This window comes from Brevibacterium oceani (genome assembly GCF_017948325.1).
In the GTDB taxonomy this organism is placed as follows: Bacteria; Actinomycetota; Actinomycetes; order Actinomycetales; family Brevibacteriaceae; genus Brevibacterium; species Brevibacterium oceani.
In genome coordinates this window covers 3,163,118-3,189,306 of record NZ_CP072846.1, presented here as the reverse complement: position 1 = coordinate 3,189,306, position 26,189 = coordinate 3,163,118, and the positions used below count along the sequence as shown (strand labels likewise).

20 protein-coding genes and 1 riboswitch are annotated in these 26,189 nt (G+C 66.8%); of the genes, 17 read left to right on the top strand and 3 right to left on the bottom strand.

The features are described 5' to 3' along the window. The first annotated feature begins 66 nt into the window (after window positions 1-66). Together J9314_RS14150 and J9314_RS14145 are read left to right on the top strand one after the other, a co-directional pair. A complete protein-coding gene (locus tag J9314_RS14150) occupies window positions 67-870 on the top strand; it encodes an ABC transporter ATP-binding protein (RefSeq protein WP_210602999.1) in 804 nt (267 codons plus the stop codon). Next, complete coding sequence (locus J9314_RS14145; protein ID WP_210602998.1) at window positions 867-2,288, top strand: FtsX-like permease family protein; 1,422 nt, start codon at window positions 867-869, stop codon at window positions 2,286-2,288. The genes J9314_RS14150 and J9314_RS14145 overlap by 4 nt, the downstream gene beginning before the upstream one ends. A 149-nt stretch (window positions 2,289-2,437) precedes the next feature. Here the strand turns inward: J9314_RS14145 and J9314_RS14140 are convergent, their stop codons facing one another. Beyond that, window positions 2,438-5,113: a PEP/pyruvate-binding domain-containing protein gene (locus J9314_RS14140; protein ID WP_210602997.1), complete on the bottom strand. Its 2,676-nt coding sequence runs from the start codon at window positions 5,111-5,113 to the stop codon at window positions 2,438-2,440. 52 nt (window positions 5,114-5,165) lie between these two features. Beyond that, complete coding sequence (locus J9314_RS14135) at window positions 5,166-6,308, bottom strand: lysophospholipid acyltransferase family protein (protein ID WP_210602996.1); 1,143 nt, start codon at window positions 6,306-6,308, stop codon at window positions 5,166-5,168. A gap of 104 nt (window positions 6,309-6,412) precedes the next feature. Between J9314_RS14135 and J9314_RS14130 the strand changes: the two genes are divergently transcribed. Then, window positions 6,413-6,619 carry a hypothetical protein gene (locus tag J9314_RS14130; protein WP_210602995.1) on the top strand — a complete coding sequence of 69 codons (207 nt, stop codon included), beginning with the start codon at window positions 6,413-6,415 and terminating at the stop codon, window positions 6,617-6,619. A gap of 106 nt (window positions 6,620-6,725) precedes the next feature. Here J9314_RS14130 and J9314_RS14125 read toward each other — a convergent pair whose 3' ends face one another. Next, window positions 6,726-7,256 (bottom strand): hypothetical protein, encoded by a 531-nt coding sequence (locus tag J9314_RS14125; protein WP_210602994.1) that lies wholly within the window; start codon window positions 7,254-7,256, stop codon window positions 6,726-6,728. 216 nt (window positions 7,257-7,472) lie between these two features. Here J9314_RS14125 and J9314_RS14120 point away from each other — a divergent pair, with 216 nt between their 5' ends. From J9314_RS14120 to thiD, 14 genes are all read left to right on the top strand, one after another. Next, window positions 7,473-8,660: an ATP-binding protein gene (locus J9314_RS14120; RefSeq protein WP_210602993.1), complete on the top strand. Its 1,188-nt coding sequence runs from the start codon at window positions 7,473-7,475 to the stop codon at window positions 8,658-8,660. 57 nt (window positions 8,661-8,717) lie between these two features. Continuing rightward, entirely contained in the window at window positions 8,718-9,788 is a 1,071-nt protein-coding gene (locus J9314_RS14115; protein WP_210602992.1) for a pseudouridine synthase, read from the top strand. 69 nt (window positions 9,789-9,857) lie between these two features. Continuing rightward, on the top strand, window positions 9,858-10,520 hold the full coding sequence (locus J9314_RS14110; protein WP_181273082.1) for a GntR family transcriptional regulator: 663 nt from the start codon (window positions 9,858-9,860) through the stop codon (window positions 10,518-10,520). 107 nt (window positions 10,521-10,627) lie between these two features. Further along, the gene (guaB, locus tag J9314_RS14105) at window positions 10,628-12,154 is read left to right on the top strand and encodes an IMP dehydrogenase (RefSeq protein WP_210602991.1); all 1,527 of its coding nucleotides are present in this window, start codon (window positions 10,628-10,630) and stop codon (window positions 12,152-12,154) included. A gap of 906 nt (window positions 12,155-13,060) precedes the next feature. Next, entirely contained in the window at window positions 13,061-14,524 is a 1,464-nt protein-coding gene (locus tag J9314_RS14100; protein ID WP_210605691.1) for a pyridoxal phosphate-dependent decarboxylase family protein, read from the top strand. Then, window positions 14,521-15,972, top strand: coding sequence for a lysine N(6)-hydroxylase/L-ornithine N(5)-oxygenase family protein (locus J9314_RS14095; RefSeq protein WP_210602990.1), 1,452 nt, complete (start codon window positions 14,521-14,523; stop codon window positions 15,970-15,972). Before J9314_RS14100 ends, J9314_RS14095 begins: the two co-directional genes overlap by 4 nt. After that, window positions 15,969-18,524 carry a GNAT family N-acetyltransferase gene (locus J9314_RS14090; protein ID WP_210602989.1) on the top strand — a complete coding sequence of 852 codons (2,556 nt, stop codon included), beginning with the start codon at window positions 15,969-15,971 and terminating at the stop codon, window positions 18,522-18,524. The genes J9314_RS14095 and J9314_RS14090 overlap by 4 nt, the downstream gene beginning before the upstream one ends. A gap of 308 nt (window positions 18,525-18,832) precedes the next feature. Further along, window positions 18,833-19,927 carry a LacI family DNA-binding transcriptional regulator gene (locus tag J9314_RS14085; protein WP_210602988.1) on the top strand — a complete coding sequence of 365 codons (1,095 nt, stop codon included), beginning with the start codon at window positions 18,833-18,835 and terminating at the stop codon, window positions 19,925-19,927. Between the two features lie 70 nt (window positions 19,928-19,997). Next, window positions 19,998-21,092 (top strand): substrate-binding domain-containing protein, encoded by a 1,095-nt coding sequence (locus J9314_RS14080; protein ID WP_210602987.1) that lies wholly within the window; start codon window positions 19,998-20,000, stop codon window positions 21,090-21,092. Between the two features lie 150 nt (window positions 21,093-21,242). Continuing rightward, window positions 21,243-22,067 (top strand): ATP-binding cassette domain-containing protein, encoded by an 825-nt coding sequence (locus J9314_RS14075; protein ID WP_210602986.1) that lies wholly within the window; start codon window positions 21,243-21,245, stop codon window positions 22,065-22,067. Next, window positions 22,064-23,275, top strand: a complete 1,212-nt coding sequence (locus J9314_RS14070; RefSeq protein WP_210602985.1) for a sugar ABC transporter permease — start codon at window positions 22,064-22,066, stop codon at window positions 23,273-23,275. Before J9314_RS14075 ends, J9314_RS14070 begins: the two co-directional genes overlap by 4 nt. 179 nt (window positions 23,276-23,454) lie before the next feature. Next, window positions 23,455-23,588: riboswitch (TPP riboswitch) on the top strand. After that, a complete protein-coding gene (thiM, locus tag J9314_RS14065) occupies window positions 23,576-24,490 on the top strand; it encodes a hydroxyethylthiazole kinase (protein WP_210602984.1) in 915 nt (304 codons plus the stop codon). Its footprint overlaps the riboswitch before it by 13 nt. Then, window positions 24,487-25,287, top strand: coding sequence for a thiamine phosphate synthase (gene thiE / locus J9314_RS14060; protein WP_210602983.1), 801 nt, complete (start codon window positions 24,487-24,489; stop codon window positions 25,285-25,287). The genes thiM and thiE overlap by 4 nt, the downstream gene beginning before the upstream one ends. Beyond that, window positions 25,284-26,153, top strand: coding sequence for a bifunctional hydroxymethylpyrimidine kinase/phosphomethylpyrimidine kinase (gene thiD / locus J9314_RS14055; RefSeq protein WP_210602982.1), 870 nt, complete (start codon window positions 25,284-25,286; stop codon window positions 26,151-26,153). The genes thiE and thiD overlap by 4 nt, the downstream gene beginning before the upstream one ends. The last annotated feature ends 36 nt before the right edge of the window (window positions 26,154-26,189 follow it).

The window sequence follows — 26,189 nt, the reverse complement described above, 5'->3', positions numbered from 1 at the left end:
TCGTTAGTCTGGAGCAGACAGACCGACAGACTGACTGACACACAGCACCGACGCTTGAGGGACACCATGACAACCGGCGCAACGATGCCCATCGCCCGACTCCGTGAGGTCTCGAAGATCTTCGATCCCACTGGTGCCGCGGTCACCGCACTCAACAGGGTCAGCCTCGACATCGCACCGGCGCGCCTGACCGCCGTGATGGGCCCCTCCGGGTCGGGAAAATCGACCCTCATGCACGTTCTCGCCGGACTCGACCGCCCCACCGAAGGCGCCGTCCACCTCGGCGAACAGGAGATCACCGATCTGCGCGACCACGAGCTCACCGCCCTGCGCAGGCGGCGGATCGGGTTCGTCTTCCAAGCGTTCAACCTCGTGCCCACGCTCAGCGTCAAGGAGAACATCCGGCTGCCCTTCGACCTCGACGACCGGAAGCCGAACGCCGAGGAACGCGAGTGGATCTTCACCGTCGTCGCCCGCCTCGGGCTCGGCGACCGGCTGAAGCACCGACCGGGCGAACTCTCCGGAGGCCAACAGCAGCGCACCGCGATCGCCCGCGCGCTGGCCACCCGTCCCGACATCCTCTTCGCCGACGAACCGACCGGCAACCTCGACGGCCGATCCGGTCGCGAAGTCATGGCGATCCTCTCTGACGCCGTTGCAGACTTCGGGCAGTCGATCGTGCTCGTCACCCATGACCCGCTCGTCGCCGCCCACGCTGACCGCGTCATCTTCATCGCCGACGGCACCCCCGTCACGGAGCTGAACGAGACGATCAGCGCCGAGGCGATCTCACAGACGATGCTCGAACTCGACGAACGCGCCGAGGCGGCCGATCGTGAACGCGCCGAGGCGGCCGGGAGCCGCCGATGAGTCCGCTGCGAGAGATCCGGGCCAATCCGGGGCAGTTCTTCCCCAGCGTCCTCGTCGTCTTCATCGCATCCCTCTTCGGCACCACCATCATGCAGGGCATCGCGATCCTCACCGCCTGGCTGACCTCGGCGAAGATCATCGCCGAATCGACCAACGCCCAGAACCTGCTGACCGTCGTCGGATACGTCTTCTTCCTCATCGCCCTCTTCGTCTCCGCCATCGTCATCGCCAACACGTTCTCGATCATCGTCGCCGGTCGCAGCCGACAGCTGGCGCTGCTGCGCCTCATCGGGGCGTCGGCGAAACGGCTGCGACGGGCCGCCTCGGTGGAGGGTCTGCTCATCTCCGTGCCCAGCGCGATCCTCGCATTCGCCGCCTCGACGGCACTGTCGTGGGCGACGTTGAGCTACCTCGGCGAACGGGTCACGACACACGTCGGCCTGCTCGACCCGGTGATGGTCGTGCCCGCGCTCGCGACCATCGTCGTCACCTGGGGTTCGGCGTATCTGGGTGCCTTTCGGATCACGCGGATCTCCCCGATCGAGGCCACCTCGCAGGCCGTCGACCGCCGCCTTGAGGATGCGCGGGCCTCGCTCGGGGCGCTGACGGCCACCCTCCTTCTGCTGACCATGGGGCTGACGTTCCTCATCAGCGCCGTCGTCGGGGCCGGGTCGCAGCGGCTGTCCATCATGGGCGTCCTCCTCGTCGCCCTCGGCGCGGTGCTCACCTTCCTCGGCGTCATCGTCGGCCACCCCTGGATCCTGCCGCCGCTGCAGGCTCTCATCGGTCGGCTGCTCGGCCGGACCGCGGTGTCCCGGCTCGCGGCGAAGACGATCGCCCGCCATCCGACGCGGAATGCCCGCACGGTCATCGGCCTCGTCATCGGCATCACGCTCATCGTCATGTTCGCCACCGCCATGACCACCTTCCGTGACCAGATGGTCGCCTATGCCCGTTCGCTCGGCGAGGGCGGGTGGAACGGCCTCGAGGACGCCCTGGCCGACGTCGTCGACAAGACGATGCTGTTCTTCCTCGGCCTCATCCTCTTCTCCGTCATCATCGCCGTCATCGGGGTCGCCAACGCCCTCATGCTCTCCGTGCGGCAGCGCACCCAGGAGATCGGCCTGCTCAGGGCGCTCGGGCAGACACCGAAGCGCGTGCGCCGGATGATCGCGGCCGAAGGTCTGCAGCTGAGCCTGACCGCATGCGTGATCGCCGTGCCCTTGGGCATCGCCTACGGCTGGATCGGGGCGCTGACCCTGCTCTCGCCGCTGCTGGGGATCTTCGCCCCGTCCGTGCCGTGGTGGGTCATCATCGCCGTCGCCGGAGGCAGCCTCGTCGCCGTCCTCGCCGCCAGCCGTGGACCGGCCCGAGCGGCGACGTCGATCAGCCCGGTCGACGCGCTCGAAGCCGTGTGACGTCGGGTCAGGGGTCGATGCTCGCCGAGGTGGCGCTCAGTCGGCGGTGTCCGACGGGGTCCGGGTCCGGTAACGGTCCGGTGTCGGGCCGGGCAGCCCCTCGCCGGGGCGGCGCTCAGCCGGCCGCGCCCACCGGGCCGAGGTCGGACTCAGCCGGCCGCGACAGCTGAGTCGAGGTCGGTCACCGTTCCGGTGGAGCCGTCGACGCGGACTCGCTGACCGGAGGTGAATCGGCTGGTCGCGTCCCTGATTGCCATGACGGCGGGCAGTCCGAGTTCGCGGGCGGTGACCGCACCGTGCGAGAGTGCTCCGCCGCTTTCGGTGATCACGCCGCTGGCCTGGTAGAACAGTGCCGTCCAGGCGGGATTCGTGGTTCGGGCGACGAGGATCGCGCCATCGGGGAATGACGAGAAGTCGGCGGGGGAGTGGACGACGAAGACCTCTCCTTCGACAGTTCCCGGGCTGCCAGCGGTGCCCGTGATGTGGTCGCCGTCAGTGTCGTAGGCGGGAGTCGACGCGCCGTACTCCCACTCGGGTGTGCGGTCGACCGCAGCCTGGTAGGCGGTCTTGTTCTTCGCTGCGATCTCCGTGAGACCGGACAGTGCAGCCGCACGGTCCGAGGTTCCTGCTGCGCTGGCGCCCGCACCGCCATCGGCATTGGCTGCTCCTGCCTCAGCAGCGCCGGTATCGGCCGCGCGGATCGCTTCATCGAGGTGCTCGAAGTCGATGAAGTACACGTCCGAAGCCTCGGGCAGGACTCCGGCATCGACGAGGCGGCTGCCGAGTTCCTTCAGGGCCCGACGCATCGGCAGAGTCAGCCGAGTCGTCTGATAGTGCTCGAGATCGTCGAGGGCGGTGTAGGACCGCGCCAGGCGGATGACCTCCTGGACGAGGTAACGCAGCTGCTCCGGCGCGGCATTGACGACGGCGCGCTCGGTTTCGGCCTGCACGATCTTGCGCTCCATGCCCGATGAGGCCGGCGACTGGGCAGGCTGACCTGTGACACCGGCATCGTCCGCTCCACCCGCGGAGGACTCGGTCGACGGCTCACCCCGACCGCTTGCAGCAGCTCGTTCTTTCACGGTCCGTGCGGCGAGCAGCCGGATCTGGTCGAGCACGATGTGTGGGGCTTCCACCCAGGTCGGGTGGTAGGCATCGAAATCGAGCTCACGGTGTCCGTGCTGGGCCAGGAACTTCTCGAACTCGCCCGCGAACTCCGGGAACTGCTCGATCACCGCCACTCCGGCCTCACCGTGGTTGTCCTCGAGCGCGGCCAACAGCTCCGGATCGTCAGCCACGACGTCTGCGAGGACCCTCAGTTCGGAATTGACCTGCGAGGTCTTCGTCTCGGTCGAGGCCATGAGACGTTCGAACACGACCTGAGCCTGCTCCTCGTCGAGGGCGAGTGAGAGCATGCGCTGCAGTGCGGCATACAGCGTGCCCTGCGTCAGAGAGATCGCGATGTTCGGCCGGAAGTACTCGGTGCCGAGGTCGCTGATCGCGATCACGTGCTCCCACACCTCGAGCAGCGACTTGTCCTCGAGTGGTTCGTTCGACAGCCGTCCGATCCCGATGAGATACGTGTCGAGGTCGCGCATCCACTGCACCGGCAGCTCCTGGACCCACCCGAACTGCCGAGCGATCTGCGGCAGCGATTCCGTGATCGCCTCGACGCTGGAGAGCATGTTCGTCGGCAGCCGTCCGGCGTAGAGGTCGACGGCGGTCTGGTTGCCGTAGATGTAGAAGTCGCGCATGACGAACCACTTGTCATCGAACGGCGGGAGTCCCATGAGATCGAAGCTGTGATTGAGCGAATGGTGGAACCCAGCCTCCACGAGGTCCCAAGTCAAAGGGGTCACCGGGGTCGGGAAGCGTTCCGCGGATTCGTCTCGGGTCCACCTCGGCGCGACCCGGGTGATCGGCCGCGACTGCAGCAGGTAGAGGTGCCCGTCGTGGATCGCCCACTCGATGTCCTGCGCGAACCCGAAGTGGTTCTCCGCCTCCACCGCGAGTTCGGCCACGGCTCGAGTCTGCTCCTGCGTCAGCGCCGGACGCGTCCGCTGACCCTCGCCGAGGTGGGTGCTGGCGGTCCCATCACCGCGTAGAACCAGCGCAGTCGGCTTCTCAGCGATCTCGGCCGCGACCTGTTCCCCGTTATCCCTGCGGACCCGGAACTCGTCGACGGGTTCCTCTCCGCCGACGACCGTCTCCCCGAGGCCGAAGGCCGCATTGATGAGCACCTCGTCGGTGTTGCCGCGCACCGGGTCGACGGAGAACGCGACCCCGGCGGCCTCCTCGGCGCCGACAGCGACCATGAGCTGGACGACCACGGCCATCCTCGCCTCGAGTTGATCGACGCCGAGCTGCCTGCGGTAACGGAAGGCGTGCTCGTTCCACAGGGAGGCATAGCAGTCGCGCACCGCCTCGGCGATGGCCGGGATTCCGCGTACGCCGAGGTAGGTGTCGTGCTGCCCGGCGAACGCGGCACCCGGCAGGTCCTCCATCGTCCCCGAGGAACGCACGGCCACGGCCTCACCGTCGAGACCGGCGGAGGTGGCCGCCTCGGCGAATTCGGTCAGCCACGCCTCGGGGATCGCGGTGGTGCGGATGAGCTCGGCGATCGCCTCGGCGGGGGAGTCGGTGCCGATGAGCTCGGTGATGCGGGTCTGCAGGGGTGCGATGAAATGGGTGTAGGCATCGGCGGTGACGATGAATCCGCCGGGAACGGGCAGGTTCTGCGCGGCCTTGGCCAGGCTCGCGCCCTTGCCGCCGCTGCGGGCCAGGTCGGTGGCGAGGGGATCGGTGAAGCTGAGGGTGAGACTCATCGGTGCTCCTTCGGGTCTGCGGCTGATGCACATCTGCGGTTGACGAGGCGGTTCACAGCCGGATGCGGCGCATCCCCAGCAGCAGCCAGCCGATGATGCCGCTGAGGACGCCGGCGCCGATGACCGCGGGCCAGAAGACGGCCGCGACGATCAGCGCCGGTACCCAGACCATAACCGCTGCGAAGCCCGCGAGGAGGCGGAAGAATGTGACAGTATTGCGACCGTCCGCCCGCGACCCGGCGAAACCCGCGGCGACGAGGACGGGTGCGAAGAGCCACATGAGTGCGAACCCGAGAGCGCGGATAAGTGGGTAGGTGCGGGGCGGTGAGCCGGTGTTCGCCGAGGTGGGGCGGCTGTTCTCAGCGCCGTCTGAGTCGGCGCAGCGCCCAGCGCCGGTCTGAGCGCCGGCGTCGTCCTTACCGCTGGTTGCGTTGCCCGCCCGCTGGAGGTCGAGGAATGCCTGCGCGTAGCTTGCCCCTCGGCCTGGGGTGCGCCGTGCCCGTTCGAGCGCCTCGGTTTCGATGCGGGCGAACGTGGCCTCGTCCGGGCAGTTGACCGAGACCGCGTCCAGGGCCGATTCCATCGCCGAGGCGATCGCCGCCTCCCACTCCCGCCGGTCTCGGCCGTTACGCGAGGGGAGCGTGACGGCGGGTCCGCGGACCACCTCGGCGCGGGAGCGGAATCGATCCGGGGTCGAGTAGAACAGGCCCACGGGGATGACCTCGACCTCGGTGCCTTCGTCGATGAGGGTGCACATGATGCGGGCGGCACCGGACTTGTACGGCTGCGGGCGGTGGCCCCATTCGCTGCTGGCTTCGGGGAAGATGCCGAGGTCACCGCCTCGGCGCAGGTGGGTGAGGCCGGCGTCGACGGGGCTGGCCACCGAGGCCGGATCGAGACCGTAGCGGTCGACGTCCTTGGGTCGGACGACGGGGATGCCGGCGATGAAGAGGCGAAGGAACCAGTGGTGAAGGAGTTGGATCGAGACGAGGAACTGGGCACGGGGGAATGCCGCAAGCACCTGATGGCCGTCGATCGCGCCGTTGCGATGGCTGGCGATGATGAGGCGGGGATGCCGGGTGGGGGAGGAATTCGACTCCTGGCTGAGGTCGAGCACGCGCACGCGACCGAAGTACACGGTGCGCATGGCCGCGTTGATGATCCGGTGCCGCAATCCCAGTGAGGCGTCGCTCATGACACCAGTCCACCACAGGTTCGGGTGAGATCGCTGGTTGATTGTGGACTCTCAGCAGGCAGTTAACCTGTAATATGCAAGGTAACTTGCACAATAGTTGTCGAATGATTGGAGAGGCGGCAATGGCGATGATGGGAATGATGAGCGTCGTGTCGATGGTCGTCTACGCGTGCATCCTGCTGCTGGTCCTGGCAGTGCTGACCGTGGGACTGATGGTGCTGCTCAAGGTGAATCGTCGTCTTGCCGAGGACAGTCGCTACCGAGCCCGCGCACGGAGCGCGGCGGAGGCTGCTGACTCGACGGGCGCTTGAGGATTCGGCACACTTTCGGCCGAGCAGCCCACGTTGCGAACTGGGCTGTTCAGCGGAGATTGGGCCGAAACTGCGTGGGCCCGGCCTCAGCTGCGTCGGCCCGGCCTCAGCCGCGGCGGTGGGTGGAGAGGCAGCGCCGGCGATCGATGCGCAGGACTCGTCCGGCGTTCCGTCGGCAACGCTGCTTGCACTCTTCCCGCGCGAGGAAGTTCGGACGGGGAGTGCGGATCACCCCAGCCGGACGGCGATCATCGTTGTACTCGTCCGCAGTCCAGTCGTCGGTCCGACGAGCACCGAACTCAGAGGACGCGATGAATGCTTTGAGCTCGTCGATGAGCCGCATCTGCATCTCATTGATGTTCTCATCATTGCCCGGGAAGTCGAGGAGGACGTTCACGGCTTCGTCTTCGCAGACGACGACTCGGACGAAGAGCTGTCGTGGGTCCTCGGGGTCACGGATAGTCGCCATGCTGTCCCATTCGTCGTTGGCGAACAGGCCGAGCACGATCGGCGTGACGACCTTCGAATAGAGGAATTGTTCCGTCAGCTCGATGCAGTCCGTGTCATCCGCCGCAGTGTCTGTGCTTTCCGCCATGCCTTCCGCCACAGAGTCCATGTCCTCCACGATAGGGTCCATGTCTTCCACCATAGAACCTGATTGCCCGAGATTCGGCAGGCGGGTCGGACAATTGCGGGATTATCTCAAAAAGTGCGGGATGCAGGGGCGTCGGTGCCAGCGACAGAAGCCTCGCGCAGGCATTGCCTGAAAATGCGCCACTATAAGCTTCCATAAAGAATATAAACTCTATAAACTCGTATAAATGGCGTTTTTGGTTTGGGAAAGTGATTACCGATGAGTCTACCGTTTGAGATTCCTCCGGTCCCTGACGAGTCTGCCAGGCAGTCGCCGTTCACGCCCACTTTCGGGGCGATTCCGCCATTGCTGGCTGACCGGCAGAATCTGATCAATGATTTCGCCTATGCCCTTGACAGCGGGCCCGGTGCACGGGGGAGAGCAACCCTGGTGACCGGGACTCGTGGTGTGGGGAAGTCGGTCATGCTGCGAGTCTTTCGCGATGTTGCGGAATCCCGGCAGTGGCTGACAGTCAGTGCAAGAGCCACGGGTGGCTTTGTTGATCGGTTGACGACTGCGCGTCTGCCGGAGGCTCTGTCGAAGTTGGACACTGCGAACACGACTCGCACGCGCCTCAAAGGAGGCAGTCTGTCTGCGCTGGGTTTCGGCGGCAGCGTCAACACCGAGTCAGAGAACACGGCTCCCGTGACTCCGGATTTCCACCACCAGCTCATGCGGACGCTCGAAATTCTCGATGACCATGGGACAGGTCTGTTGCTGACTTTGGATGAGGTGCATCGGTCGCATCTGGAGGAGCTTCAGGAGGTGGCTGACGCGCTTTCGACGGCAGTGGCCGATGGTGCGCCGTTCGCGTTTGCCGCTGCAGGTCTGCCGGAGACGATCAATGGCTTGGTCAATGACGATGTCTCAACGTTCCTCAGGCGTGCCGAGAGGGTGAACCTCGGCAACCTGTCGTCTGCGGGTGCCGCTGTGGGTCTGCGTGTTCCGATTGAAGCAGCCGATAAGCGCATCGGCGATGAAGCCCTGTCGGCGGCTGTGGAGTCGTCGTCGAACTATCCCTATCTGGTGCAGCTGATCGGTGACAATGCATGGCGTGCGGCAGGGTCCGCTGAAGAGATCGCTCTTGACCACGTGCAGGAAGCGGCACAGGACGCGAAGGAGACGATGTTTCGTCAGATCCATGAGCCGACGTTGGCAAGTCTGCCGGAGCGGGAGCGGCAGTACGTGGCGACGGTGGGTGCCAGCGGTGGAACTGCGAGGACCGGGGCGGTGGCTGACCGCATGGGTCTGTCGGCATCTCACGCAGGTGTGTTCCGAGACCGCTTGATCAATCGAGGCGTCATCACCTCACCGCGTCGAGGCGAAGTCGAGTTCAGCATCCCCTACACCGCGGACTTCTTGCGCTCCGAGCAGGCGAAAGCCGGGAAGACCTCCACCCGCGGGTGATTTCCTCCACGATGCTGAAGTATCCGTGAGCATGGGACGCCCGCATAGACTGGACCAATGCCCCGCAGCCCGCTCCCGCCCCGCGAAGGGATCTCCGCGACCGCTCTGCGCGCCCCCGGCGGGAGGGCCACGCACGCGAAGAATCACCTGCCCGTGCCCGAGTCGATCGGTGACTGGCTCGAATCCGAATTCCCCGAGGCTGCCCCCGCTTCGCGTCACAGACTCCTGACCGAAGGGGATATGCGCGCCGAGGATGGGCGACCGGTGAAATGGGACGATCCCGTCATCCCTGGCGGGTTCTACTTCTTCCACCGACCGGTCCCACCGGAGGACCGGATCCCCTTCGAAGTCGGCATCGTCTTCGAAGACGAAGACCTCCTCGTCGTCGACAAACCGCACTTCCTCGCGAGCACTCCGAACGGCCGCTTCGTCCGCGAATGTGTCGTCACCCGGCTGCGCGTCGATCTCGACCTGCCCGATCTCGTCGCCATCCACCGCCTCGACCGCATCACCGCCGGCCTGCTCGTGCTGTCCAAGCGCCCCGAGACCCGCGGTCGCTACCAGCGCCTGTTCCAGGACCGCCGGGTGACGAAGACCTACCGTGCGCTCGCACCCGCCCCTCCCCAGGAGCTCGAATTCCCGCTGGTGAGGGAGTCCCGACTGGTCAAACCCGTCGGCGGACGGCAGGTCCTCGAGGTCGAAGGGGAGCCGAACACGATCAGTCGGATCAGCCTCGCCCGCACCATCAGCGGAACCGGGCGGTCCACGGCCATCGCAGAGCCACCTCGGCGAAGGGAATCCGGCAGTGCCGACAGGGAGCGTGCCGACTGGGAGTGTGTCGGGGAATCCGACGGCGCGCCGCCTCTGCGAGGGGATGAGATCGCGGAATACGAGCTCGAGCCGTTCACCGGCAAGACCCACCAGCTGCGGGTGCACATGAACGCGCTCGGGGTGCCCATCCTCGGGGACCCGGTCTATCCGGTCGATGTGGCACCGGACCCGTACGATTTCTCATCACCGCTCCAGCTGCTGGCCGCGGAGCTTGCCTTCGACGATCCGCTCACGGGGAACCCTCGTCATTTCAGCACCCGGATGAGCCTCGGCCAGGCACCCGTGACAGCGTCCTGAGCGATCCGCCTCGGCCGGTCCGGCGGTGGAGTTCGCCCACCTTCGGCAGGGACACGGTAGCCTGGTGCCATGAGTCCACATGCCCCCGGATGCACCTCAGAGGCCATCGTCGCCCTTGTCCGCACCCGCATCACCAACGGCGAATACCCGGCCGGAAGCCCGGTTCGCGATGGTGCGCTGGCCAAGGAATTCAACGTCTCACGCAACACCGCCCGCGAATCGCTGAGCCTCCTGCGCCACGCCGGACTGCTCACGCAGGAGCCCAACCGCGGGTTCTTCGTCTCGACGTTCGGCATCGACGAACTCAAGGACCTCTACCGGGCGCGTCGGGTCTTCGAGATCCGGGCCGTCCAGGAATCGCAGGACGCCACCGACGAGGCGATGGCCGCCGTCGAAGCCTCCGTCATCCGAGCCGAGACCGCACCGAAGAACGAAACCTGGGCCGATGCGCAGGAGCACTCGGCCTCGTTCCACCGGGCGCTCGTCGGCCTGCTCGGCTCCCCGCTGCTCGACGAGTTCTACCTCAACCTCATGGCGCGCCTGTCGACGACGTTCTCGCGCTCGCCGGAACCGGGGAAGTACCACTCGCATTGGGCTAATCCGCATCGGGAGATCCTTGAGAAGATGAAGTCAGGGGACCGGCAGGGTGCCGAGGGCCTGCTGCGCATCCACCTCGACGACTCCGAGGCCTCGACGCTCGACCTCGCGCGGTCGGTGGGCGAGGGACGCTAGAGGCGTGTAGCCAGTCTCACAGTGTTCGGTACTTGAAACCATAGCGGTCGACTGTCGCGCTCCGATAGAGTTGACCCACCGTATCTTCGCGTCGAAAGGCTGTTTTCATGGGAAACCCTGAGCAGGAATCACAGGCCGCAAACGATCCGTTCTCCCTCACGGGCCTGACGTATGACGATGTCCTCCTCCTGCCAGGCGACACCGATGTCATCCCCTCCGAAGCCTCCACCACATCTCGGCTGACCAAGGAGATCGAGCTCAACATCCCGCTCGTCTCCGCGGCCATGGACACCGTGACCGAATCCCGGATGGCCATCGCCATGGCCCGTATCGGCGGACTCGGCATCATCCACCGCAACCTCTCCGCCGAAGACCAGGCCGACCAGGTCGACTACGTCAAGCGCTCCGAATCGGGCATGATCAACGACCCGTTGACCATCACTGCGGACAAGACGCTCGAAGAGCTCGACGAGATCTGCGGCAAGTACCGCATCTCCGGCCTGCCCGTCGTCGACGAGAACAACGTCCTCGTCGGCATCGTGACCAACCGCGACCTGCGCTTCGTCACCCGCAGCGAATTCCCCACCCGCACCGTCGCCGAGACGATGACGAAGATGCCCCTGGTCACCGCGCCCGTCGGCGTCGCAGCCGAGAAGGCCTTCGAACTGCTCGCCGAACACAAGGTCGAGAAGCTGCCCTTGGTCGACGACAACAACGTCATCAAGGGCCTCATCACCGTCAAGGACTTCGTCAAGACCGAGGAATACCCGCTGGCGACGAAGGACGACGAAGGTCGCCTGCGCGTGGGCGCCGCCGTCGGCTTCTACGGCGATGCCTATGAGCGTGCCGGAATGCTCGCCGAGGCGGGCGTCGACGTCCTCGTCGTCGACACGGCCAACGGTCACGCCAGGGGAGTCACGGACATGATCCGCAAGATCAAGTCCGATCCCGCGTTCGCGAACGTCCAGATCATCGGCGGCAACGTCGCCACGAAGGAAGGCGCTCAGGCGCTCGTCGATGCCGGAGTCGATGCCGTCAAGGTCGGCGTGGGCCCCGGCTCGATCTGCACCACCCGCGTCGTCGCCGGCGTCGGTGTCCCGCAGGTCACTGCCGTCCACCTCGCCGCCCAGGCCGCCCGCGCGGCCGGTGTTCCGGTCATCGCCGACGGCGGCCTCCAGTACTCCGGCGACATCGGCAAGGCCCTGGTCGCCGGTGCCGACACCGTCATGCTCGGCTCCCTGCTGGCCGGCTGCAATGAGTCACCGGGTGAGCTCATCTTCGTCAACGGCAAGCAGTACAAGGCCTACCGCGGCATGGGTTCGCTCGGCGCGATGGCCCCGCGCAAGGGCAAGTCGTACTCGAAGGACCGCTACTTCCAGGCCGACATCGCCACCGACACCGACCTCATCCCCGAGGGCATCGAAGGCCGCGTCGCCTACCGCGGTCACCTCAAGCAGGTCGCCCACCAGCTCACCGGCGGTCTGCGCCAGACGATGTTCTACGTCGGCGCGCGCACCATCGACGACCTCAAGGCCAAGGGCAAGTTCGTCCGTCTGACCACCGCGGGGCTGAAGGAAAGCCACCCGCACGACATCCAGATGACCGTGGAGGCCCCGAACTACGTCGTGAAGTGATGTAGGGAGGCCACTGACTTCGGTCGAGAGGCCCTGATCGGTGAGAAGCTGCGGTCCCCGCTTGCATGCGGGGGCTGCGGCTTTTTGCATGTGGGCTCTTTGCGCGTGGACCCGGGCGTGGGCTGGCAGCAGCGAGCTGTGGGCCGGAGGAGGCTGTTGCTGCTGGTGTTGCTGCCGGGAAACGACTGGCGTGACGAAAATAGGTCGCTTCCGGATACTCTCCGGTGACGAAAGTATCCGGATGCGACCTATATTCGGGCAGGCAACTATTCGTTCAGGCAACGTACACCGGGGTTGGTCAGCGGGTCGGATCGCGCGCTGAGCGGCGAGTTCCGGACGATCCGTGCGGAGCTACGGCCGAAAATCCATCACGGATCGTCCGGAACTCGGCGATGGCGCTCAGACGACCGCAGTCGCCACCGACCAACTGTGGCTGCGCGTAGGTGAACGGCTGCGGCACAGGCGAACAGCGATGACTGCGGCCGTCGTCGCTGTCTCACGATGCCAGACGAGCGGAGCTCGTGTGAGGAAGACCACGAGATGAATTTCTGAGGCGATGCACCCGTAGTAGGCGGGGCCTCCTTGCCCTGGGAGCACTGGGGAAGACAGCATCGCCCCATGTCAGAATGCTACTCCCGTAGTCGGTGAACTCCGGCGAACGCCCTTCGAAAAGTGCTGCACTTAGGGTAGGTTTCCCTAATGCCAACCGCGCTCCGCGGTTCGCTCATCGAAGGAGGAAACCTCACAGTGACGACTTCTCTGCTCTCTGACACCGAAGCGGCACCACCCGCTGCACCCCTCCGCACCCCCGAAACTCCCCACGCCGATTCGAGTCCTCAGGGTTCGAACGACTCTCGCACCGACGCTCTGCTCGGTGCCCACAGCGCCGACGAGTATACGGCGCTCATGCATGACGTCGTCGACTCGCTCGGCCGACGTTTCCACGCCACCGACGCGGCCACCTCGGCGAATGACCGCAGCCAGCTCCAGGCCGCTGTCGACGCCGTCGATCTCGACACCCCCGGCGTCGGCAACGCCGAGGCCCTGCGCGAGGTCGACGCCCTCTACGCTGACAACGCGGTGTGGTTCCACCACCCCAGCTACGTCGCTCACCTCAACTGCCCCGTGGCCGTCCCTGCCGTCGCCGCCGAAGCGATGCTCGCAGCCATCAACACCTCGGTCGACACCTACGACCAGTCCGAGGTCGCCACGCTCATGGAGCGCCGCCTCATCGACTGGACGTGCGGACACCTCGGATTCGACGGCGGCGACGGAATCTTCACCTCCGGCGGAACCCAGTCGAACCTGCAGGCGCTCTTCCTCGCCCGTGAGAACGTCATGGCCGGGCTGGTGGGCGATGGTGGCTCGGATCCCGCCACCCGCCCGGGTGCCACGACCCGCCCCGATCTCCTGTCCCGGCTGCGGATCCTCGCCACCGACCAGGCCCACTTCTCCGTCTCCCGCGCAGCCTTCCTCCTCGGCCTCGACGCCGAGGCGGTTGTCACCGTCCCGACCGACACCAGCGGCCGCATGAACGCTGAGGCCCTCAACGCCACCCTGCTGGCGATCGAGGCCAACGACCAGATCCCCATGGCCGTCGTCGCCACCGCCGGGACCACCGACCTCGGCGTCATCGACCCGCTCGAGCCCATCGGCGAGGCGTGCGCAGCGGCGAACGTGTGGCTGCACGTCGACGCGGCCTACGGGGGAGGCCTGCTCTGGGCCCCGGCTCGTGCCCACCTGCTCGACGGGATCGGCCGGGCCACCTCGGTGACCATCGACTTCCACAAAACCTTCTTCCAGCCGGTGTCGTCCTCGGCCCTGCTGATCAGGGACGCGTGCCTCTTCGCGCCGACGATCCACCACCACGACTACCTCAACCCCGAAGCCGAGGCGCAGTCGCATGAGGCCGAACCCAACCAGGTCGACAAGTCTCTGCAGACCACCCGCCGCTTCGACGCACTGAAGCTGTGGACGACGCTGCGGGCCCGCGGGGCGAATGAGATCGGGTCGATGCTCGACACCGTCTGCGACCTCGCCGCCGACGTCCGGCAACTGCTCGAGGGCCAGGCCGACTTCGAAGTCCTCGGCGCCTCGGATCTGTCGACTGTGCTCTTCCGCTTCACCCCGGCGACCGCCGGCGTCGAGGCGTGTGACGAACTCGTGCCGATGATCCGCCGGGTCCTCTTCCGCTCCGGCCGCGCCGCCGTCGCCCGCACCACCATCGACGGCAGACCGTGGCTCAAACTCACCCTGCTCAACCCTGACACCAGCATCGACGACATTACAGCAGTGCTCGACCTCGTCCGCGCCACCGGGCACGGAATCCTCGCCGGCCGGCACATCACCACCGAAGGAGGCGCAGCTTGAGCGCACATTCCACCCACGTCCACGACCTCCTCGGCGTCGGCATCGGCCCCTTCGGACTCGGCCTGGCCGCACTCTCGGATCCGCTCAATGATGTCGATGCGGTCTTCCTCGACCAGCGGCCCGAATTCCACTGGCACCCGGGCATGATGATCGAGGGGTCGACCATCCAGGTGCCGTTCCTCGCCGACCTCGTCACCATGGCCGACCCCACCTCGCCGTACTCGTTCCTCAACTTCCTCAAGGAACGCCGGCGCCTCTACCCCTTCTACATCCGCGAGTCGTTCTACCCGCTGCGCGCCGAATTCGACGAATACTGCCGGTGGGTCGCCGCCCAGCTGGATTCGCTGCGGTGGAACCGTCGCGTCGTGTCCGTGACCAGGGAGGACGGCATCTTCACCGCCATCGCCGAGGTGACCGACGACTCCGATGCGGTCGTGACGACCGAGACCTACCGCGCCCGACACCTCGTGCTCGGCGTGGGCACACAGCCGGTGCTGCCGCCCGCTCTGCAGGGTCTGGAGGGAGAGCGGGCCGAGGGTCGTGCCGCCGGCTCGACCGGCGGATCCGGCCAGCCGGCTGGCGTGTCGGGCGCGGCCGGTGCCGGGCCGCTCATCCACACCGCGGACTACGTCGACAACCGTGAAGCGCTGCTCGATTCCGGTGCGGTGACGATCGTCGGCAGCGGCCAGTCCGCCGCCGAGATCTATCGCGACCTCATCGAGGACGCCGAAGACCGCGGAGTGCGTGTGGACTGGGTGACCCGCTCGCCGAGGTTCTTCCCGATGGAGTACACGAAGCTCACCCTCGAGATGACCTCCCCGGAGTACACCGATCACTTCCGCGCTCTGCCCGATGAGCTGCGCGAACACGTCGGCCGCGAGCAGCGCACCCTGTACAAGGGCATCTCCGGCGACCTCGTCGACGACATCCACGACACCCTCTACCGGCTCAGCCGCGGCGGACGGACACTGCTGACGAACCTCGTCTCCGAGGCCGAACTCGAAACCGCCGAGGTCGACCCGATCAGCGGCGAATACCTGCTCGGCTTCCGCAACACGGCGCTGAACGAGACCTTCACCCGGAGGTCCGGCTCGGTCATCGCCGCCACCGGCTACAAGTCACGGGTGCCGGACTTCCTGGCCCCGCTCGGCGACGAGGTGCGCCTCGACTCACGCGGCCGACTCGACGTCAGCCGCCACTACTCGATCAACGACGAGGGCACGATCCACGTCCTCAACGGCGAAGAGCACACCCACGGCGTCACCGCACCCGACCTCGGCTTCGGTCCGTGGCGGGCCTCGGTGGTGCTCGCCGAGGTGACCGGCAGGGAACCGTATCCTCTCGAGCACCGCATCGCCTTCCAGACCTTCGGCGTACCGACCGACGAATCCGATGCCGTGCCCGCCGCCTTCGCACTCGACGACTCCAAGGAGATGTCACACGCATGACCACAGAACTCATCACCGACCCGAGATCCACCACCACAGGCGAGTCCGCCGCGGCCCGCGCGAGGGAGGATCCCAACGGTGCGGAACCGGCCGCGGACTCAGCCGCGCCGCCGGCTGCGGAACCGTCCGCGGATCCGACCGCGCCCCCGGCGACTCAGCGCCCGGCCGCCAAGCTCACGGCCGCCTCGGCGAGGGTGACCATCCGACCGCTCGACGTCGACCGGGACACCGCGGCGCTCCACGCCTGGCTCACCCACCCGCGGGCACGCTACTGGATGATGACCGACCTCGACGAGGCCGGAGTGCGGGCCTACCTCGAGGGCATCCGCGACTCCGCGGACGATGCCGGCTGGGTCGGCTCCGTCGACGGCCGCGAGAGCTTCTACGTCGAGACCTACACCCCGGACAGCCTCATCCCGCAGAGCGTCCTGGCCACCGGGCCCGGGGACATCGGGATGCACCTGCTCGTCGCACCCCCGGCCGGCCCGGCCGTGCACGGGCTGACCGACCGCATCATGGCCGAGGTCATCGACTTCTGCCTGAGGCCCACTGACCAGGGCGGACGCGGAGCTCAGCGCGTCGTCGTCGAACCCGACGCCCGGAACGACGCGATCATCGAGAAGAACCGGGCCGCCGGCTTCACCCCGATTACCGAGGCGACCATCATGATGGGCGAGATCGAGAAGCAGGCGCTCGTGAGCGTGTGCACGCGTGCCGACTTCGCCGGCAGCGCACTCGCCCCGCTCATCGGATCCGACGATCACCGAGGCGGTGCGACGCCCGACGCCTACGCCCACCTCAATGCCGACGCCTTCGCCGTCGTGCAGCGCCACCTCGTGGCCAAGGCTCTGTCCGAATTCGCCCACGAACGACTCATCACCCCGGTGCGGGTCGGCGCCGATGGGGGTGCCTGGGAGCTGAGCATCGACGGTGCCACGCTGTACACGTTCGCCGCCCGCGTCCTGCCACTCGAGCACTGGCTCATCGACGAAGCGAGCATCACCCGTCGGCAGGGCGAGACCGAGGTTCCGCTCGACGCGCAGGAACTCGTCGTCGAACTCCAGGACGCACTGGCCATTCCCGAGGATCTCATCTCGACGTACCTCGAGGAACTCGCCTCGACCCTGGCCGGAGCCGCGTTTAAACTCGAGGACGCGCGGGCCGGACGCCGACCGAACTCTCACGAGCTCGTCGACGCAGACTTCCAGACCACCGAGGCGGCCATGACCGAAGGCCACCCCGGGTTCCTCGCGAACAACGGCCGCATCGGATTCGGGCTGTCCGATTTCCGCCAGTGGGCGCCCGAGAACGGACAACTCAACCGTCTCGAATGGGTGGCCGTCAGACGCGACCACAGCCACCTCTCCCTAGGTGAGGGGCTCGACGAGCCCGGCCACCTCGACGAGGCTCTCAGCGACGGCGAACGGGAGCTGTTCGATTCCCGAATTCGGGCGGCAGGGCAGGATCCGGCTGACTTCCACCTCATGCCGATCCACCCGTGGCAGGCCGATCACCGGCTGGCGATCACTTTCGCCGCGGACATCGCCCGCGGGGACCTGCTGCCGCTGGGGGCCGGACTCGACAAGCATCAGGCACAGCAGTCGCTGCGCACATTCTTCAACCATTCGCGGACCGGTGCTCCGTATGTCAAGGTTGCGCTCGCCGTGCAGAACATGGGGTTCCTGCGCGGCCTGTCACCGAAGTACATGCGCGACACTCCGGCCATCAACGACTGGGTCGCAAACCTCATCGGCTCCGATGACACCTTCGCCGGCGCCGGGTTCCGGGTGCTGCGGGAACGTGCCGCGCTCGGCTACACAGGAGATGTCTACCACCGGACGAAGGAGACGAACCCGCACCGGAAGATGCTCGCGTCCCTGTGGAGAGAGAACCCTCTCGACAAGATCGAGCCAGGTCAGAAGCTCATCACGATGGCCGCGCTGCTGCATCGCGACCACGAGGGAGTCTCCTTCGCCGGTGAGCTCATCCGCGCCTCGGGGCAGGATTCTGCGGCCTGGGTGCGGTCCTACCTGCGGGCGTACCTGTACCCGCTGGTGCACGCGCTGCTCGCACACGACCTTGTGTTCATGCCGCATGGGGAGAACCTCATCCTCGTCCTCGACGAGCACACGGTGACCGGGGCGTTCATGAAGGACATCGGCGAAGAGGTCGCCGTGCTCGGCCACCGCGAACTGCCCGCCGACGTCGAGCGCATCCGCGCCGTCGTGCCGGGGGAGGAGAAGGCGCTGTCGGTGTTCACCGACATGTTCGACGGCGTTCTGCGACACCTCTCGGGCATCCTCGACGCCGACGGGCTGCTGCCGGCCGAGCAGTTCTGGACCGTCGTCGCCGAGGTGCTCGACGAGTACGAAGCCGCGCACCCGGAGGCGGCAGGAGGGGTGAACGGCGACGTCGACCTGCGTGCCGAGTCCTTCGCCCACTCGTGCCTCAACCGCCTGCAGCTGAAGAACACGAAGCAGATGGTCGACATCGGCAATCAGGCCGAATCCCTGCTCTACGCCGGCTCCATGGACAACCCCGTGGCCCGCTGAACCTGTGGGCGATTCCCCCGCCGAGGTGGGGCACCGGTACAGTGCCCCACCTCGGCGATTGCCGTCAGTAGTTCGACGAGTGATCAGTTGCCGCGCCATGCTGCTGGGTACGTCTCCGGACGATCAGCAAGGCAAGTGACCATGCCAATGGGATGGGTATCAACGGCCCGCAGATCAGCCAGGCGAGAATCATCGCGACACCGGCCACGCGGTCCGTTCGGTCCGCCAGCGGTTAGTATCATTCCTATGCTCGACCGCGCGGCGCTGCGCGGCGGCTCGAACCAGCCCCCAGACTCGAAGGCGTGCTCATGGCGAAGCAGAACGATCGGCCGACCCTGGCCACCGTCGCTGCCCGCGCCGGAGTGAGCATCAAGACCGCCTCCCGCGTCCTCAACGGGGAGAAGCACGTCGCCCAAGCCACCGCCGAGAAGGTCGAAGACGCCGCGGCCGAACTCGGCTTCCGCCTCAACCCCACGGCCAAAAGGCTGCGCGCCGGCGGGCGATCGCCCTATATCGGCATCGTCCTCACCGACGCCGATGACGCCTTCCAGGCTCGAGTGTTCTCCGCCCTCGAGGCAGAACTTGCGACCGTCGAGCTGCGCCCGGTGGTCACGGTGGCAGGCGACGACCCCGAGCGTGAACAGGCCTTCGTCGACGAATGTCTCGCCAACGACCTGTCCGGAATCATCGTCGTCCGTTCCCACCCCGACGCCGGCGACATCTACGCCCGCGCCGCAGCCGCCTCGGGGATCCGTATTGTGTCGTTCGACCCTGCGGTCAGCGGGGACGGAATCAGCATCCTCGCAGGTGACGAGGTCGACGCCGGCCGCCTGGCCGCCAAGCAGCTGCTCGACCACGGACACATCGCCCTCGGCGTCATCGGCGACCACTCGACCTCGCTCATCACGACCCGACGGCTCGAAGGCATCCAATCCGCCTTCACCGGCCGCCACGATGTCGGGTGGCGTGCCTATATGCGCGAAGACGCCCACGACGAAGCCAGCGCGAAGAACGTCGTCGCCGCCTGGCTCGGCTCCCGGAGCGCCCCGAGCGCACTCATCACTCTGTCGGCCACGCTCACTCAGGGCGCGATCGACGCCTGTCGCCGTCTCGACGAATGGCCCGCGCTGGTGGGCATCGACGATTTCCCCACCGCCGAACTCCTCGACGTCACCGTCATCGATCGCGACGTCGAGACCATGGTCGCCGAGGCGGTCCGCCGTCTCCAGGTCACGACCGGGGAGGGGGACGGCCGCCTCGGTGGGGGTGCCGGTGAAGGGGAGGGCCGCCTCGGTGACGGTGCATCACTGGGACAAGACGTCTTTCCGGTTCGCGTCATCGCCCGGGGCAGCGGAGAGGAATTGCCCGAGCAGGCGCGAAGACTTTCGTCGCGAAACAGTTGACACCGGGGGCCGATGGGCGAATCATATTCAACAGCCTGACAACGTTGTCAGAATGATTGAAAGGTTCACAATGAGGCACAACCTTAAGTCCCACAGGAAGCTGGCCCTCTTCGGTGCCTCGGTCGCGATCGGCGCTCTCGCGCTCAGCGGCTGCGGCAATCAGAAGGGCCAGGGCAACGACGAAGCCGACAGCGGCTCCGGCGGCGACGGAGACGTCACCATCGCGCTGCTGCTGCCCGAGTCGAAGACCACTCGGTACGAGTCGCTCGACAAGCCGAACTTCGAGAAGTACGTCGCCGAGGCCAACCCCGATGCGAAGATCGAATACCGCAACGCCAACCAGGACGCGACGCAGCAGCAACAGCAGTTCGAAGCCGCAGTGACCGAAGGCGTCGACGCCATCGTGCTCGACCCGGTCGATGCCTCAGCGGTGTCCTCGGCGCTGTCGAAGGCCGAAGCGAAGAAGATCCCGGTCATCTCCTACGACCGCTTCTTCAAGGGCGCGGACTACTACACCTCATTCGACAACAAGAAGATCGGCAACCTGCAGGGCCAGGCCGTCCTCGACGGACTCAAGGATGCCGGCGTCGACCCGAAGTCAGGTCCGGTGTGGATGGTCAACGGCGACCCGAAAGACCCGAACGCCGCGGACTTCAAGGCCGGTGCCGAAGAGACCCTCAAGGATGCCGGCGTCGACATCGCCGCCAGCCACGACACCCTCGACTGGAACCCCGACGACGCTCGTCAATGGGTCGAAGGTCAGCTGCAGGGCAACGGTGAGAAGCCGATCGCGATCTACTCGGCCAACGACGGCACGGCCGGCGGTGTCATCGCCGCGACGAAGAAGGCCAAGGTCGAACCCGTCGTGACCGGTCAGGACGCCGAGGTCGACGGACTGCAGAACATCCTCAAGGGTGATCAGTTCGCCACGATCTACAAGTCGATCCCGCCGCAGGCCGAGTTCGCGGCGAAGGCCGCAGTCGCTCTCGCAGGCGGAGAGGACGTCGATGCGGGAACGACTTACAAGGACACCCCGACGGACTTCGTCGAGGCCAAGGTCGTGACCAAGGACAACATCAAGGACATCGTCGGCGATCAGATCAAGGCCGACGACATCTGCTCCGGAAGCGTCGAGAAGCTCTGCAAGGACGCCGGAGTGAAATGATCCGGCGCTGCAGCTGAGCCCGTTCTGCATCTGAACAGGCTCAGCAGCGCTGCAGAGACGACATGACCGTCCCGGCGGCCGGCACCCGTCAAGGTGCCGGCAGCCGGAACCACCCAGAGTCGGACCATCGACAGTGACAAGTAGGAACAGATGACATCTGAGACACCCGACCCCGCACCCGCTGCTTCGCGGGCACCGGGCGGCGGCAATGACACCGTGCTCGAACTGCGCGGAATCAACAAACGCTTCGGGGCTGTGCAGGCCCTCACCGACATCAATCTCACCGTCGGCCGCGGCGAGGTCGTCGGCCTCGTCGGCGACAACGGCGCCGGCAAATCAACGCTGATCAAGGTCATCGCCGGAGTCCACGCCGCCGACGAAGGCGAACTTCAGATCAATGGTGCGGCACAGAGATTCTCCTCACCGAAGGACGCGCAGAAGGCCGGAGTGGCCACCGTGTTCCAGGACCTCTCCCTGTGCGAGAACCTCGACGTCGTCGCCAACCTCTTCCTCGGGCACGAGAAGACCCGCGGAGGCGTGCTCGACGAGGTGGACATGGAAGCCAAATCCTGGGAGCTGCTGCGCAGCCTGTCGGCAAAGATCCCGAGTGTGCGGGTCCCGATCGCGGCGCTGTCGGGCGGACAACGCCAGACGGTCGCGATCGCTCGCTCGCTGCTGGGCGAACCCTCCCTGGTCATGCTCGACGAGCCGACTGCCGCCCTCGGTGTGGCACAGACGGCCGAGGTGCTCAACCTCATCGAGAGGCTGAAGGAACGCGACCTGGGAGTGCTGCTCGTCAGCCACAACATGGCCGACGTGCAGGCCGTGTGCGATCGGGTGCACGTGCTGCGCCTGGGCAAGGACGCCGGTGACTTCCCTGGTGACGAACGCACAGATGTGCTCGTGGCCGCGATCACGGGAGCCAGTGACAACGTCGTGACCAAGCGCGCGGCACGGAGGGGTGAACGTCGATGACCCGCAATTCCTTCATCACTGACGAGAGGATCTCTTCCGAAGGACTCGTCGGTACGTTCGTCCGCCGCGTCAAAGAGGGCCAGCTCGGGTCGTTCCCGGTCATCCTCGCTCTTGTCGTCATCGTCATCGTCTTCCAATCGGCCGATTCCAACTTCATCTCTCCGGCCAACCTCGTCAACCTCTCCACCCAGGTGGCGTTCCTCGCGATCCTGGCGCTGGGCATCAACCTCATCCTGCTGCTCGGTGAGATCGACCTGTCGCTGGCGCAGCTGGGTGGATTGGCCGCCTCGCTGCTCGGTGTGCTCGTCGTCCGGCAAGGTGTGCCGCCGGCGCTTGCTCTGATCATCATGCTGCTGCTCGGGCTGGTCGTCGGTGCGATCCAGGGCTGGTTCTTCGCCGTCGTCGGCATTCCGGCGTTCGTCGTCACCTTGGCCGGTCTCCTCGCGTTCACCGGTCTGACGCTGACGACCCTGGGCACGCAGAAGAACCTGTCGATGTCCGACACCTTCGCTTTCGATTTCGCCAGCTTCTACTTCCCGGCTATCTGGGCGTACGTGTTCGGTGCGATCGCGATCATCGGCTTCGGCGCCGGCATCATCTATTCGAAGCTGCGTCGGCACCGCGAAGGGCTGGATGCACCGAGCTGGACCTCGGTGATCGTGCGCATCGTGCTGCTGGCTGCGATCGTGTTCGGGTTCCTCATCCTCGTCAACCAGGACTTCGGGCTGGCGATGCCGTTCTTCCTCATGATCGTCATCGCCATCGTCATCGACCTCGTGCTGCGTAAGACCCGCTACGGCCGCTCGATCTACGCCGTCGGCGGCAAGGTCGAGGCGGCCCGGCGAGCAGGCATCCGTGTGACCTGGGTGCGCATCAGCGTGTTCATGGCCGCCGGAGTCCTGGCCGCACTGTTCGGTTTCATCAAGACCGGCGTGACGACGAATGCGGGATCGACGCTGGTGAGCACGCAGGACCTGCTCAATGCGATCGCCGCGGCCGTCATCGGCGGCACCTCACTCTTCGGAGGTCGTGGAACCGCGTGGGCGGCAGTGCTCGGTGCACTGGTCGTCGGTGCCATCAACAACGGTCTCTACCTCATCGGCTTCAACTCCGATGCGCAGCAGATCATCACCGCGCTCGTCCTGCTCACCGCCGTCGTCATCGACGCGCTCAGCCGCCGCGGCCAGAGGTACGTCGGCCGGGGATAGGTGGTCACTGTCGTCTGCCGTTTGCCGACCGCTCAAGTTGCCGCCGACCGCTCACCGCATAGCGCGGTACAGCGTCGCTGACTTGAGCGGTCGGCGAAGTGGCCTCAGGACAATAGGTCAACTGGGAGGAAGCGCGAGGCGCGTGGTCGCCGTGCCTCGGCCGGGCTGATACAGTCGGAGCCAATGACATGGGGTGCCTCATGAGGATCCGTTCGCGCCGAAGAGCTGCGCATGGAGGACACCGAGGCTGAGAGAACACCCATCGAACCTGATCTGGGCCATACTAGCGAAGGGATCGTCATGGTTGACTTCGACCTGCGTTCTGCCAACGCACGACTGCGTGCGTCCAACCCGCTCATCCAATGCATCACGAATACTGTCGTGCAGCAATTCAGCGCGAACGTGCTCCTGGCCGTGGGTGCCTCCCCGGCGATGCTCGACCACGAGGCCGACGCCGGACAATTTGCCGGCATCGCGAGCGGAATCCTCATCAACTTCGGCACCGCCTCGAACCATCAGCTGCTTGCCGCCGACGCCGCCATCGACGTCGCGAACGCCGCCGGCAAACCCTGGGTCCTCGACCCCGTCAGCGTCGGCGCCGTCGACTTCCGCACCTCGCGCATCCGCCGCGCCGCCGCCGACCACCCGACAGCCATCCGCGGCAACGCCTCCGAGATCGCCGCACTGGCCGGAGTCGGCCTCGGCGGACGCGGAGTCGACTCCACCGACGAGGTCGACGCCGTCCTTCCCGCCGCGGCTCAACTGTCGCGAAAGACCGGCGCGATCGTCGCGGTCTCCGGACCCACCGACGCCGTCGTCGCCCACATCGACGGCACCGACCACGTCGCCCGCATCGACGGAGGCTGCGAGTTCATGCCGCTGGTCATCGGCACCGGCTGCTCCCTCGGTGCCGTCACCGGCGCCTACCTCGCCGCCGCCCGCAGCGGACTGGCCGATCCTGATGCCGACGCCTCGGCCGTCGACGCAGGCGAGCACACCGCCGACGGTGGAGCCGCCTCGGCGAGGTTCGAAGCCGTGGTCGCCGCGCACGCCCACTTCGCGGTCGCCGGGGAACTCGCCGCCGACGGGGCGAAGGGGCCGGGCAGCTACTCGGTGAACTTCCTCGACGCGCTCCATGCGGTCACCGGCGACCAGCTCGCGCAGGCGCGGGTGAGCCTCAGCGTGCTCGATGCCGGCGAAAGCGTCCAAGCATGACCGCCGGATCCGCGCACATCGCCGACAGCGTGCACGCCACCGACCGCTTCGCCGGCATCGACACCCGCCTCTACCTCGTCACGGACTCCGCCCAGTGCAAAGCGGCCGGCCGCACCGTCGCCGAGACCGTGCAGGCCGCCGTCGCCGGGGGAGTCGGCATCGTCCAGGTCCGCGACAAGGACATCGACGACGGGGACTTCTACTCGCTCACCCGCCAGGTCATCGCCGCCGTCGACACCGCCACCCGCGGCACCGACCGCACCGTGCCGGTCGTCCTCAACGACCGCGTCGAGGTGGCCCGCCGCCTCATCGACGAAGGCGAGGACATCCACATCCACGTCGGCCAAACTGATGCCACCGTCGCCGAGGTGCGCGCCGCCTTGGGCGAGGCACCGCTCATCGGTCTCTCGGCCGCGAACAGCACCGAATTCGCCGCGGCCCGCGACTCCGGCGTCGTCGACCTCGTCGGCATCGGACCGGTCTTCGACACCACCACGAAGGCCGACGCACCCGAGGGAATCGGACCCGACCGCCTCGGCGAACTCGTCACCGAGGCCGGGATCCCGGCGGTCGCGATCGGCGGGATCAGCCTCGATCGAGCCCCTGAGCTGCGCGGACGCGGACTCATCGGGATCTGCGTGGTCTCGGCGATCTGCACGGCCGACGATCCGACCGCCGCGGCCGAAGCGCTGCTCGCAGCCTTCGCCGACGGTGATGAGTCGGCCACGGGAAGTGACGCATCCTCATGGACTGACGCATCCTCATGGACTGACGGATCGGGCGGGCACCAAGCATGAGCACGCGCCCGCCGATCACCCTGTCCATCGCCGGCACCGACCCCAGCGGCGGCGCCGGCATCCACGCCGACCTCAAGACCTTCACCGCCCGGAAGACCCTGGCCACGACCGTGATCACCGCCCTCGTCGCGCAGAACACGCACGGGGTGTCCCGGGTCTACCCGATCGACGATGACTTCGTCGCCGACCAGTTCGACTCGGTGCTGACCGACATGCCTATCGACGCCACGAAGTCCGGGATGCTCGGCACTCGGTCCCTCGTCGAGCTCGTCGTCGCCCGCGCCGCCGAGGGCAGGCTCGGATTCTACACCGTCGATCCGGTGATGGTCGCGACCTCCGGACACCGTCTCCTCGAGGCCGACGCCGTCGACGCGGTCCGTACCCACCTGCTGCCCGTGGCCGACCTCATCACCCCCAACCTCCCCGAGGCGGCACTGCTCCTCTCCGACGACGAACCCGAGGCGCAGACCTCCGAACAGATGCGTGACCAGGCGCTTCGCCTCCTCGAGCGTGGTCCGGGTGCCGTCCTGCTCAAGGGCGGGCACGGCAGCGACGGGGACGTGCTCGACATCCTCGCCACCCGCGACGGACAGATCCGCGAGTTCACCCACCCCCGCGTGGCGACTGCGAACACACACGGAACCGGGTGCACCCTCTCGGCCGCGATCACCGCCGAGGTGGCCGTCCTCGGCCGCGAACGTACAGCGATCGGGCCGGACCTCCTCGGCGAGGCCGTCGGCAATGCCCTCGACTACCTCGCCAGGGCCCTGAAATCGGCCGCTGACTGGCAGGTCAGCCTCGATCCCGAGGGAGCGCACGGACCCGTCGACCACCAGGTCGACATCGTCCGCGGCCGACCCGCCTGACCTGTCCAGACCTGACCAGTCCAGACCTGACCAAAT